This window comes from Streptosporangium sp. NPDC000563 (genome assembly GCF_040299985.1).
GTDB lineage: Bacteria > Actinomycetota > Actinomycetes > Streptosporangiales > Streptosporangiaceae > Streptosporangium.
Genome location: NZ_JBEPDA010000031.1, coordinates 68,425 through 80,838 on the forward strand (window position 1 = coordinate 68,425; position 12,414 = coordinate 80,838).

Genomic DNA, 12,414 nt, shown 5'->3' on the forward strand with positions numbered 1-12,414 from the left:
CGTGCCCGTGCCCCGGCCGAGCGGGCGCCACCTCGCCCCCATAGGCTGAAGGCCGTATTCCCCCGTCCGGACGCCCCGCCGTCTCGACGTCTTCCCCTTCTGAGAGGTGTACGCGCCGTGCCGACCGCACTCCGCCTGTTCCGTTACGTGGCGATCGCCGAAGCGTGCTCGTGGGCCGGCCTGCTCATCGGCATGTACTTCAAGTACGTCGCCGCCACCGGAGACCTCGGCGTGAAGATCTTCGGCCCGGTGCACGGCGCCTTGTTCGTCCTGTACCTGGCCGCGGTGCTGTACGCGGCCCGCCAGGACGGCTGGAGCCGGGGCACGGTCGTCGTCGGCCTGGCGTGCTCGGTGCCGCCGCTGGCCACCTTGTGGTTCGAGCGGCGCGTGCTCGCCCGCCGCCGCGAACCGCTCACAGCCTGACCTGCGCCTTCGACCCGCGCCTTCGAGGTCTCACAGGTCCAGGACGGCGCGGGTGGCCGCCCGGCAGCGCCGCGGATCGGTCAGCAGTTCGGCGCAGTCGCCGAACTGGTCGATCGAACCCACCGCCGGCAGCGCCCGCACGCCGGCGTCGGTGATGGCCGCGCTCAGAGCGTCGGCGAACCGGTCGGCGCCGATCACCTGGAAGGGCCGCCGGTGATACGGGCGCAGGCTCCCCTCCGCTGCCGCGGCCACCCCCATCCGGTTGTGCCAGGCCGCCACCCGCCGGTACACCACCCCCAGATGCTCTTCTCGTTCACGCCAGACGGTGGCCGCCAGCGCCGCCGACAACGCCTCCCCCAGCTCCGCCGTCCCCGGCAGACGGGCGAACGCGCTGCCCAGCCACTTGGCGTACGGCGGGTAGCGCCGCCGCATCAGCACGACCAGCCGCATCAGGTCACGCGCCAGGTCCGCGCTGACCACCGCCGATCCCAGGTCGTCGCCGACCTCCCCGCACCGCCCGGGGAAGGCCTCCTGCCGGGCCAGGCGCCTCCACTGCCCGGCCAGCACGTAGCGTTCCAGATCGGGCGGATACCAGCGCAGCGCGGCGCGCGAGCGCCCCATCACCCCCAGGCCGTCGTGGAAGACCTCCCCGCTGGTGACCTCCGCCAGCCGCTGCCAGGGAGTCGACAGCCAGTCCAGCACGCTCACCCCGCCCAGCGGGTCGAATCCCAGCCGATCGGTGAACCAGGTCCGCGGATCACTCACCTGCACCCCGTGACACTCACCGCCCACGGCGGTGCGATAGCCGCCGAAGTCCGCGGGCAGGCCCTCGCCGACGGCGCGCCGCACCTCCCCGGTGCGGTGCGCGGCCACGAACACCACCACCCTGGGCCCCCAGTCATGGTCGGTGGAGCGTTCGGTGTCGAACGCCAAGACCTCCGACCCGGCGCCGATCAGCGCGGCACTGTGCGGCACGTCGGCCACGAGCGGTCCCACGACCTGGGCGTAGAAAGCACGCGAAAGCTCCAGGCCAGGTATGAAACTGGACATCATTTCGTCCACTCTGCCTGCCGGAACCGCGCCCCGCACCAGGTTTTCCCCCCGGAGCGCCCGCCCCCGAGACCACACCGAAGCCGCGCGAGACCTGCTCGCGCGGCTTCTCGCCCGGGACGGAAAACTCAGGCGCCCTCAAGGGCGGCGGCCGCCAGCGGCCGCCCGCGCAACCCCAGCCGCTCGTACAGGGCGATGGCGGCATGGTTGCCGGTGTCGACCATCAACGCGACCCGCTCGTGCGCGGCCGCCAGCTCCCCCAGCACGAACCGGCACACCCTGCCGCCGTGGCCGCGGCCGCGCACGGCCGGCGCGGTGGCGACCCCGGCGACGAACCCCACCTGCGCACACGACCAGGCGTCGGCGGCCACCGCCACCAGATGACCGTCCTGGCCGCGCACCCCCGCCCAGCGCCGTACCCCCGCCACGCCCGGCGCCGCCCAGGAGCCGGGAGCCGCCCGCGCCAGCAGGGCGGCGACCTGCCCCTCCTCGGCCGACCCCAGCCACTCCGCTCCGGCTTCCGGCCGGGGCCAGGTGAGCGCGGACGCGGCCGCCTCCATCCACTCGAACACCCCCAGCGGGCGCAGCCGCGCCGATCGGGCGACCACCTGCTCCACCAGCTTTCGCTCCCCCATCACCCGGTAGGAGGGGCCGACCTCCTCCAAGAGTCCCTCCAGCAGGGCGCCCACCGCATCGGCCTGCCCGTACACCGTGAGGCGATCACGGCGGTTGAGGCCGGGGCAGGCCACCGCCACCGCCTGCTCCAGCGCCCACGCCCGCACCCCCGGCCCCATCGCCTGCGCCCCCCACAACACCAGCGCATCCCCCGAGCAGGCCCGCGCCAGTTGCGCGACGTCACGCAGCCGCACCGGCACGCCGCTCAGAGGATCGCCCCCGGCCGGTAGGCGGCCGCCTGCGGGTAGCGCTCCACGACCCGCCCCACCTGCTGCACGACCGCCTCCACCTGCGCCGAGGCCGCCCCGGTGAAGGAGATCGGCTCGCCCAGCAACGCCTCCAGCTGCGCCCGCTCCAGCGGGAAACGCTCATCTGCTCCCAGCCGGGCGACCAGCTCGTTACCGCCGGAGCCCTCGCGCATCGCCAGCGCCGACGCCACCGCGTGCTCCTTGATCAGCTCATGGGCGCTCTCGCGGCCCATCCCGGCCCGCACCGCGGCCATCAGCATCTTCGTCGTCGCCAGGAACGGCAGGTAGCGGTCCAGCTCGGCGGCGATCACCGCGGGGAAGGCGCCGAACTCCTCCAGCACCGTCAGCATGGTCTCCACCAGCCCGTCGAACGCGAAGAACGCGTCCGGCAGCGCCACCCGGCGCACCACCGAACACGACACATCCCCCTCGTTCCACTGGTCACCGGCCAGCTCCCCGGCCATCGACGCATACCCCCGCACCACGACCGCCAGCCCGTTGACCCGCTCACACGAGCGGGTGTTCATCTTGTGCGGCATCGCCGAGGAGCCGACCTGCCCCTCGGCGAACCCCTCGGTGACCAGCTCGTGCCCGGCCATCAGCCGGATCGTCTTGGCCAGCGAGGACGGGGCCGCCGCCAGCTGCACCAGCGCGCTGAGCACCTCGTAGTCCAGCGACCGCGGATACACCTGCCCCACACTGGTCAGCCGGTGGGCGAACCCCAGGTGGGCGGCCACCTCCTCCTCCAGCGCCGCCAGCTTGGCCGCATCCCCGCCCAGCAGGTCCAGCATGTCCTGGGCGGTGCCGACCGGCCCCTTGACGCCGCGCAGCGGATAACGGCCGATCAGCTCCTCCAGCCGCGCGAACGCCACCAGCAACTCGTCGGCCGCCGAGGCGAACCGCTTGCCCAGCGTCGTCGACTGCGCGGCCACGTTGTGCGAACGCCCGGCCATCACCAGCTGCGAGTGCCGCGTCGCCAGGCCCGCCAGCGCGGCCAGCATCGCCACGCACCGGTCCCGCACCAGCACCAGACTGTCGCGGATCTGCAACTGCTCGACGTTCTCGGTCAGATCCCGCGACGTCATGCCCTTGTGCACCTGCTCGTGGCCGGCCAGCGCGTTGAACTCCTCGATGCGGGCCTTGACGTCGTGACGGGTGACGCGCTCACGGGCGGCGATCGACTCCAGGTCGACCTGCTCGACCACCTTCTCGTAGTCCCGCAACACCGCGGGGGAAACCTCCACCCCCAGCCGCGCCTGCGCGGCCAGCACGGCCAGCCACAGGCGCCGCTCGGCCACCACCTTGTACTCGGAAGACCACAGGCCGGCCAGCTGCGCGGAGGCATAACGGGCGGCAAGAACATTGGGGATACGCGGCTTGGCAGTCACGTTGGGTCAGTATATTCCGCCGCCCGCACCCACCCGGCCCCGGGCGCCGCCCTCCCCGCGGACCCGGGAAAAGGTGTGGGCCGCTCACCTCGCACGAGGTGAGCGGCCCACACCTTTGTCTACGGGCTATCGGGCCGTCGGCGCCAGCTCGTCCTTGTCGTAGACCTTCAGCCGCGAGTGCTCACCCCTGGGCTTACGCCGCAGCCGCTCCTTGAGCCGCTCCACCGTCACATACAGCGTCGGCACCAAAACCAGCGTCAGCAGCGTCGACGACAGCAGCCCGCCGATCACCACGATCGCCAGCGGCTGGGAGATGAACCCGCCGGAACCGGTCAGCCCCAGCGCCATCGGGATCAACGCGCAGATCGTCGCCACCGCGGTCATCAGGATCGGCCGCAGCCTGCGCCGGCCACCCTCGATCACCGCCTCCACGATGCCCATCCCCTGCTCACGGTACTGGTTGATCAGGTCGATCAGCACGATCGCGTTGGTCACCACGACGCCGATCAGCATCAGCATGCCGATCAGGGCGGGAACCCCCATCGGCGTACCCGTCACCAGCAGCAGGCCCACCGCTCCGGTCGCCGCGAACGGCACCGACACCAGCAGGATCAGCGGCTGCACGAAGCTCCGGAACGCCGCCACCATGATCATGAAGACGATCGCGATCGCCGCCAGCATCGCCAGCCCCAGCTGCCCGAACGCCTCGTCCTGATCAGCGCTGACCCCGCCCATGGTGAAGCTCGCCCCCGCCGGCAACGCCAGGGCATCCAGCTTCGACGTCACCTCCGTCGTCACACTGCCCAGGTCACTGGCCGTCGCCGTACCCGACACCGTCGCGCTGCGCTCACCGTCGATCCGCGTCACCTGCGTGGGACCGTCCACCACGGCCACCTCCGCCACCTGCGACAACCTCACCACCCCCGTGGCCGTCGGCAACCGCAGCGCCTCCACCGCCTTGACGTCCTCAGGAGCGTCCGCGGTCCGCAACACCACCGCACCCGCGCGGCCGTCCAGCGTCAGCTCACCCAGCGGCGCCCCCCGGAACTGCTGCGCCACCAACTGGCCGATCTGCGTCTCGCTCAACCCCCTGGCCGCCGCCTTCTCCCGGTCGACCCGCACCTCGACCCGCTCGGCACCGTCCTCCAGGTTGGAGGTCACATCCCGCAACCCGCCCAGATCCGCCATCGCCGCGCGAACCGTCTCGGTCGCGCTACGCAGCGTCTCCACATCCGGCGCCTGCACGATCACCTGCAGCTGGTCGGTCGACCCGCCACCGGGGCCGCCCTGACCGCCGCCCACCGTGACCGTGCCGATCTCCGAGGCCTTCAGCAGCGCCAACCGCTCGCGCAACTCCTCCTCCAACGCCGCGCTGTCGGTCTCCTCGGCGACCGTCACCGAGTACGACGCCCGATCACCACCGCCACCACCGGCGCCCAGGAAACCGCCGCCACCGCCCACGTTCACCTGGTAGTCGCGCACCCCCTGCAACGACGACAAAACCTCCTCGACCTTCTTGGCCGCCGCGTCCGTCGCCGCCAGGTCGGTGCCCGCCGGCATCCGCTGGCTGATCGAGACCGTGTCCTGCCCTGAGGAGTCGATGAAGTTGGTCTCCAACCGGCCCGCCAGCCCCATCGTCGCGGCGAACACCACCACCCCCACAAGCACCGTCACCAGCCGCCGCCGCGTCGCGAACCGCAACACCGGCAGATACGCCCGCTGCAGCGGACTGCGCAACTCCTTGGCCTCGGCCTTCTCACGCACCACCCGCGCCTGCTCCGGCGACAACACCGGCGCCTTCAAGAACCAGTACGCCAGCACCGGCACCACCGTCAACGACACCAGCAGCGACGCCAGCAACGCCACCGTCACCGTGATCGCGAACGGCGCGAACAGCTGCCCCACCATGCCGCCCACCACCGCGATCGGCAAGAACACCGCCACCGTCGTCAGCGTCGAGGCCGTCACCGCGCCACTGACCTCGCGCACCCCGGCCAGCACCGCCTTGCGCTTGGCCTCCCCATAGCTCAGATGACGCTTGATGTTCTCCAAGACCACGATGGAGTCATCCACCACCCGGCCCACCGCGATCGTCAGCGCCCCCAGCGTCAGCAGGTTCAGCGAATAGTCGCCCACCCACAACGCGATCAACGCGATGATCACCGACAGCGGGATCGACGCCGCCGTCACCAGCGTCGAGCGCACCGACAACAAGAAGACCAAGATGACCAGAACCGCGAACGCCAGTCCCAGCAACCCCTCGGTCGTCAGGTCCTCGATCGAACGCTCCACATACGGCGCCTGATCGAAGATCACCGTGATCTCCGAGGAGTCCCCGATCGCCCGCACCATCTCCGGGAGCTTCTCGCGCACCGCGTGCGAGATCGCCACCGCGTTGCCGTCCGGCGCCATCGTCACCGACAGGCCCAGGCTCGGCTGCCCGTTGGTCCGCGTCAGCGACGTCGCCTCGGCCGGCGTCCGCTCCACCGCCGCCACCTCACCCAGCCGCACCGGCTTGGGAGCCGCCTGCGCACGCGCCTGCCCCTGCGGGGCCTGAGCAGCCGCCCCGCCCCCCGGCGCCTGCCGGGCCTGCGGCGGCGCCTGCTGCGCCGCAGGCGCAGCCGCAGGCATCAGATACAGATCCTTCAACTCCTCCAGCGTCTCGACCCGCGCCCCCACCTGAACCGTGAGCGACACCTTGTCCTCGGTCACGCTGCCCGCCGGAACCGGCTGCCCGTTGGCCCGCAGCACATCTCCCACCGCGGCCGGCGACAACCCCAGCGCCGCCAGCTTCCCGACATCCGGAGTGATCGTCACGACCTCGTCACGGGCGCCCGTCACCGTCGCCTCGCGCACCCCCTCCACAGCCCGCAACTCCGGCACCACCAGCCGCTCAAGCCGCTCGGCCATGGCCCGCTGATCACCGCCGTCCCCCACCGCCAGCTGCATCACCGGGATGTCGTCGGTCCCGCCCGACAGGACCTGCGGATCGACCGCCTCCGGCAGCTGCGTCCTGATCCGCGAGATCGCCTGCTGCATCTGCGCGACCGCCGCGTCGATGTCGGTGCCGTACTCGAACGCCACCTGGACCTGCGCCATCCCCTCCCGGGAGGTCGAGGTCACCTCCGAGACCCCCTCCAGCCCCTGGAAACTGTTCTCGATCGGCTTGGTCACCTGCTCCTCGACGATCTCAGGAGAGGCGCCCGGATACGGGGCCGCCACGAACGCCCCCGGGAACGACAGCGAGGGCAGCAGCTGTTGTTTCAGTGAGGGGATCGCGAAAAGACCGAACGCGCTCAACACCAGCGTGATCAGCATCACGAGGCTGCGGTTGGCGAGGCTCAACCTGGCCAGGGACGTCATGGAGGCAGGCTCCTCAGGGAGGGACATCACAACAAGATTCGTCCCAGACTAACACTTCGCCTCAGGCGAATATTTAACGAAGCTTACCAATCCTGATAACCTTCTCAGGAAGCGAGAGGTGAGCGTGAACAACGACGACCGCGAACAGCTGATCGACCACATCGGCGCCGTCCAGCGCGCCCTGGGCCGGCTCCTCGCCCAGCAAGGCCCCCCGACGCCACTGTTCGACTCCAACCTCACCATGCGCCAGCTCAAAGTCATCCTCATCCTTTCTGGCCAGGACCTCGCCTCGGGCCAAGACCTCGCCACCCACCTCGGCGTCGGCCTCGGCACCGTCACCGGCATCGTCGACCGCCTCGTCGCCCGCGGCCTCGTCACCCGCCGCGAAGACCCCCACGACCGCCGCATCCGCCGCGTCGAACTCACCCCCGCCGGACGCGCCCTCACCGAACAGATCACCGACGCCGGCCTCAACGAGTTCCGCCGCCTCCTGCAACACCTCGACACCCCCACCCTGCGCGACCTCGCCACGATCATGAACAAGATCCAACACGCCGCACTCACCCGCTGAGACCACCACTCACCAGCCGAAAACCCCTCACGCACCAAAAGGTAGGATGATAGGTTCTGTCGCTGTGACAGAACCCACAAACACCCTCTTCTCCCTCACCGGCCGCACCGCCCTCATCACCGGCGGCAGCTCCGGCATCGGACACACCATCGCCCACGCCCTCGGCCACGCCGGCGCCAACATCGTCATCGCCGCCCGCCGCACCACCCACCTCACCCAAACCCTCACCGAACTCCACCACCACAACATCAACGCCGCCGCCATCACCGCCGACCTCGCCAACCCCGACGACATCACCCACCTCTGCCACCAAGCCCCCACCTTCTTCGGCGACATCGACATCCTCGTCAACAACGCCGCCAACAACATCCGCCCCCCCATGACAGAACTCACCACCGACGACTACCACCAGACAATGGCCGTCAACATCACCGCCCCCTACCTCCTCGGCCAACACTTCGGCCCCCTCATGGCCCAACGCGGCTGGGGCCGCATCATCAACATCGGCTCCCAGCAATCCATCAGAGCCTTCGGCAACAGCGGCGCCTACGGCATCTCCAAAGCCGCCATCACCGGCCTCACCCGCTCCCAAGCAGAAGCCTGGTCCCCCCACGGCGTCTGCGCCAACACCATCATCCCCGGCTTCGTCCTCACCCCCCTCACCCAAACCGTCCAAGACACCCCCGGCCTCCCCGAAGCACTCGCCGCCCGCACCCTCACCGGCCGCAACGGCCACCCCGCCGACTACGCCGGCATCGCCGTCCTCCTCGCAAGCAACGCCAGCGCCTACATCACCGGCCAAGCCATCTGCGTCGACGGCGGCTTCTCCGTCCACTGACCACCCAGCAACCCACCACCACCAAACCCCCATAATTGAATACGCCCCGGATCCACCACACCGGCCGGGAAACACCCATGACCACCACCCAGCACCCCACCAACGCCCGCAAAGCCCTCTCCTACTTCTTCATCCTCCTCGGCATCACCTCCGGAGCCTGGGCCGCCCGCATCCCCGCCGTCAAACACACCCTCGACCTCAGCGACGGCCAACTCAGCTACGGCCTCCTCGCCACCGCCCTCGGACTCCTCACCGGCATGCGCTTCGCCGGACACCTCACCGACCACCTCGGCAGCGCCCGCCTCATCACCCCCGCCGCCATCGCCACCGCACTGTCCGTCATCCCCCCCGGCTACGCCACCACCCTGCCCACCCTCATCGCCGCCCTATTCCTCTTCGGCCTCACCAACGCCTTCCTCGACGTCTCCATGAACGCCCACGGCGTCGAAGTCGAACGCGCCTACCACTGCCCCCTGCTGTCCTCCTTCCACGGCATGTTCAGCATCGGCGGCCTCATCGGCGCCGGCATCGGCGCCACCTTCGCCCACCTCCACCTCAGCGCCGCCACCACCCTCACCGCCGTCGGCATCCCCCTCGCCCTCATCTCCCTGTACGCCCGCCGCCACCTCCTGCCCACCCCACCACCTCCCCCAACCCCCACCCACCACCGCCACCACCGCACCCGCGCCCCATGGACCGGCTGGATCATCCTCATGGGAGCCGTCGCCTTCGCAGGCCTCGTCGGAGAAGGCGCCGCCAACGACTGGACGGCCGTCTACCTCTTCCAGAACCTCGGCGCCCCCCAAGCACTCGCCGCCGCCGGATTCGCCGTCTTCTCCACCACCATGACCATCGGCCGCTTCGCCGGAGACCACCTCGCCCAACGCTTCGGACCGGTACGCCTGGTGCGCTGCTCCGGCCTCACCGCCGCCCTCGGCCTCGGCACAGCACTACTCGCCGGCCAGATCCCCATCGCCTTCATCGGATTCGCCCTGTTCGGCTTCGGCCTGTCCACCATCGTTCCCCAGATCTTCTCCGCCGCGGGCAACCACGACCCCGCCCGCGCCGGCCAGGCCATCGCCCAGGTCGCCACCGTCGGCTACGCCGGCCTCCTCGCGGGCCCCGCCATCATCGGCGGCGCCGCCGAACTCATCGGCCTGCCCGCGGCCCTGGGCATCCCCGCCCTGCTCGCCGCCTTCATGGCCGCCTCCGCCGCGGCACTGCGCCACCGTACGACATCATGACCGGCCAACGACGCGGCTCTGCCTTTGGGGGAAGGTCTTCAGTCCGCTGTAAATCATCTTGAACCTCGCCGAACGCCTTTACATTGTAGATTAATAGATGTTCGATGCCCACACCACAGGCAGGCGAAATCCGGATGAGCCCAGGGCGCCCGGATTGTTAGAGTGACCGTCATGGCACGAGGTATCTGGTCGCAGAAGATCCGCTCCGCCCGCTGACGGCGGCGCCTTCTTCCTGCTGAATCCGCGCTCGCCGTCCCGGTTCCCGCCGGGCGGCCTCTTACCGCTGCCCGGCTCCACTGCGAGCTGCGGAGCACCGTTGAACCTCACCCCGACCCCCGAAACCATCTCCCTGCCCATCGAGGCAGGCGACAGCGCGCACGTCCGCGCCACGAACGTCACCGTCACCCGTGGATCCCGGCGTGTCCTGAACAACGTCTCGGTCACCGTCTCCGCCCGATCGAGAATCGCCGTCGTCGGCGAGAACGGCCGCGGCAAGACGACACTGCTGCACGTCCTCGCCGGACTGATCACGCCGGACGAAGGCACCGTGCACCGGGCCGGCACGATCGGCCTGGCCCGTCAGGAACTGTTCGCACGAGACGGTGAGACCGTCGCCACCTTGACCTCCCAGGCACTGGCCGCCTCCCTCGCGGCTCTCGGCGCGCTGCGAGAGGCGACCCTCGCCATGACCGAGGGCGATCCCAGCGCCGGCGACCGCTACGCCGCCGCGCTCGACGCCGCCACCCGGCTCGACGCATGGGACGCCGAACGCCGCCTCGACGTCGCCCTCGAATCCCTCGGCGCCTGCACCGACCGCGACCGTCCCCTGGCGACGCTGTCGGTCGGGCAGCGCTACCGGGTGCGGCTGGCGTGCCTGCTCGGCGCACGGCACGACGTTCTACTGCTCGACGAGCCGACCAACCACCTTGACGCCGGCGGGCTGGACTTCCTGACCGGCAGACTGCGCGAGCACGACGGCGCCCTCGCCGTCGTCAGCCACGACCGGGCACTGCTGCGCGACGTCGCGGACCGCTTCCTCGACCTCGACCCGGCCCGCGACGGCAAACCACATCTGTACGCCGGCGGTTACGACGCCTGGCAGGACGCCCGGCGTCGCGAACGTGAGCGCTGGGAGCAGGACCACGAGCAGCAGCAGGCCGAGCACCGGCGACTGCAGGAGGCGGTCTCGAAGGCCCGCGACCGGCTCTCCACCGGCTGGCGGCCGGACAAGGGAACCGGCAAGCACCAGCGCCAGTCCCGCGCGCCGGGCGTGGTGCAGGCCCTGAACCGGCAGCAGGAAGCCCTGCGGGCGCACCGCATCGACGTGCCGCAGCCGCCGTCGGCCCTGCGGTGGCCGGACCTGGGCGTCCGGCAGGGCGCGCCGCAGTTGCGCGCGTACGGCGTCGCCGTCGACGGGCGGCTGGCCGGCCCGGTCGACCTCACCCTCGACGGGGGCGACCGGCTGCTCGTCACCGGGCCGAACGGCGCCGGGAAGTCCACCTTGCTCGCGGTGCTGGCCGGCTCGCTCCAACCCACCGACGGGCATCTCTGGACGGCGAAGGGCGCGCGAATCGCCTGGGTCACCCAGGAGACCGCCGAGCAGGCCCCCGGACTCACCGCCCTTGAGGCGCACGCCCGCCAGGTGGGGCGGCTGGTGGCCTGCGGGGCGCTGCGCGACGCCGACGCCGTCCCGCTCGGGGCGCTCGGGCTTTTCGACTCCGCCGCGATGCGCGTCCCGGTCGAGCGGATGTCGCAGGGACAACAGCGGCGCCTCGGCCTGGCGCTGGCGCTGGCCGGGCGGCCCGGTCTGATCCTGCTCGACGAACCGACCAATCACCTGTCGTCGACGCTGGTCGAGGAGTTGACCGACGCGATCCGCGACACGAGCGCCGCCGTCGTCGTGGCCACACACGACCGGCAACTGCTGCGCGACCTCGCCGACTGGCCGCGCCTGGAGATAGACGGGCCGGCACCGCGATCCGGCTGATGTGACGCTCGGTCGCATAGGCTCGCAGAACCCGATGACTCCTCGACGTGCCCGGCCGGTGAGTCCTGGCCGTTCGGCCCGTTCACCGTCGTGACGCCGGTGACGACCGGGTGCCGAAGGAGACGAGAAGAAGGCGGTGTCGATGTCCGACCCGGTGCGATGGCCCTCCAGGCTGCCGGTCATGCAGGCTCCCATGGCCGGCGGGGCCTCCACCCCCGAACTGGCCGCGGCCGTGTCCGAAGCCGGGGGCCTGGGGTTTCTCGCGGCCGGCTACAAGACGGCCACGCAGATGCGCCAGGAGATCGAGCGGACACGCGAGCTCACCTCCCACCCGTTCGGGGTGAACGTGTTCATGCCCACGGCCGACGACGTCGACCAGGCCGAGATCGACGACTACGCGCGAGCCATCGGGAAAGAGGCACGGCGGCTGAGCACCACCTTGGGAGTCCCAGTCGGGGGCGACGACGACTTCCCCGCCAAGGTCGCCGACCTGCTGGCGGATCCGCCGGCGATGGTGGGGTTCACCTTCGGGTGCCCACAGGACGAGCTGGTCCAGGCGTTCCGCGACAGGGGTACCACCGTGGTGGTCACGGTGACGTCGGCGGCCGAGGCGCGGCTCGCCTCGGC

General features: G+C 70.8%; 10 protein-coding genes. 6 read left to right on the forward strand and 4 right to left on the reverse strand.

All coding sequences use genetic code 11. The features are described from left to right. Positions 1-117: 117 nt before the first annotated feature. Positions 118-423: a DUF3817 domain-containing protein gene (locus ABT352_RS37160; RefSeq protein WP_350949729.1), complete on the forward strand. Its 306-nt coding sequence runs from the start codon at positions 118-120 to the stop codon at positions 421-423. A 30-nt stretch (positions 424-453) separates the two neighbouring features. Here ABT352_RS37160 and ABT352_RS37165 read toward each other — a convergent pair whose 3' ends face one another. The 4 genes from ABT352_RS37165 to ABT352_RS37180 form a co-directional block, all read right to left on the reverse strand. Continuing rightward, a complete protein-coding gene (locus ABT352_RS37165; RefSeq protein ID WP_350949730.1) occupies positions 454-1,473 on the reverse strand; it encodes a DUF4037 domain-containing protein in 1,020 nt (339 codons plus the stop codon). 128 nt (positions 1,474-1,601) lie between these two features. Next, positions 1,602-2,348: a GNAT family N-acetyltransferase gene (locus ABT352_RS37170; protein ID WP_350949731.1), complete on the reverse strand. Its 747-nt coding sequence runs from the start codon at positions 2,346-2,348 to the stop codon at positions 1,602-1,604. Between the two features lie 5 nt (positions 2,349-2,353). Beyond that, the gene (gene purB, locus ABT352_RS37175; protein ID WP_350949732.1) at positions 2,354-3,784 is read right to left on the reverse strand and encodes an adenylosuccinate lyase; all 1,431 of its coding nucleotides are present in this window, start codon (positions 3,782-3,784) and stop codon (positions 2,354-2,356) included. A gap of 126 nt (positions 3,785-3,910) precedes the next feature. After that, positions 3,911-7,147 carry an efflux RND transporter permease subunit gene (locus ABT352_RS37180; RefSeq protein WP_350949733.1) on the reverse strand — a complete coding sequence of 1,079 codons (3,237 nt, stop codon included), beginning with the start codon at positions 7,145-7,147 and terminating at the stop codon, positions 3,911-3,913. 118 nt (positions 7,148-7,265) lie between these two features. Here ABT352_RS37180 and ABT352_RS37185 point away from each other — a divergent pair, with 118 nt between their 5' ends. The 5 genes from ABT352_RS37185 to ABT352_RS37205 form a co-directional block, all read left to right on the forward strand. Next, entirely contained in the window at positions 7,266-7,718 is a 453-nt protein-coding gene (locus tag ABT352_RS37185; protein WP_350949734.1) for a MarR family winged helix-turn-helix transcriptional regulator, read from the forward strand. A gap of 64 nt (positions 7,719-7,782) precedes the next feature. Continuing rightward, positions 7,783-8,556, forward strand: coding sequence for an SDR family NAD(P)-dependent oxidoreductase (locus ABT352_RS37190; RefSeq protein WP_350949735.1), 774 nt, complete (start codon positions 7,783-7,785; stop codon positions 8,554-8,556). Between the two features lie 77 nt (positions 8,557-8,633). Then, positions 8,634-9,800 carry an MFS transporter gene (locus ABT352_RS37195; RefSeq protein ID WP_350949736.1) on the forward strand — a complete coding sequence of 389 codons (1,167 nt, stop codon included), beginning with the start codon at positions 8,634-8,636 and terminating at the stop codon, positions 9,798-9,800. A 316-nt stretch (positions 9,801-10,116) separates the two neighbouring features. Continuing rightward, positions 10,117-11,787: an ABC-F family ATP-binding cassette domain-containing protein gene (locus ABT352_RS37200; protein ID WP_350949737.1), complete on the forward strand. Its 1,671-nt coding sequence runs from the start codon at positions 10,117-10,119 to the stop codon at positions 11,785-11,787. A gap of 142 nt (positions 11,788-11,929) precedes the next feature. Beyond that, the coding region (locus ABT352_RS37205) for a nitronate monooxygenase (protein ID WP_350949738.1) at positions 11,930-12,414 on the forward strand (485 nt) is incomplete at its 3' end.

Bases quoted from the DNA above. Each gene is read 5' to 3' on its own strand.
- ABT352_RS37195 (WP_350949736.1), top strand. From the start codon at position 8,634: ATGACCACCACCCAGCACCCCACCAACGCCCGCAAAGCCCTCTCCTAC.
- ABT352_RS37165 (WP_350949730.1), bottom strand. From the start codon at position 1,473: ATGTCCAGTTTCATACCTGGCCTGGAGCTTTCGCGTGCTTTCTACGCC.
- ABT352_RS37180 (WP_350949733.1), bottom strand. From the start codon at position 7,147: ATGACGTCCCTGGCCAGGTTGAGCCTCGCCAACCGCAGCCTCGTGATG.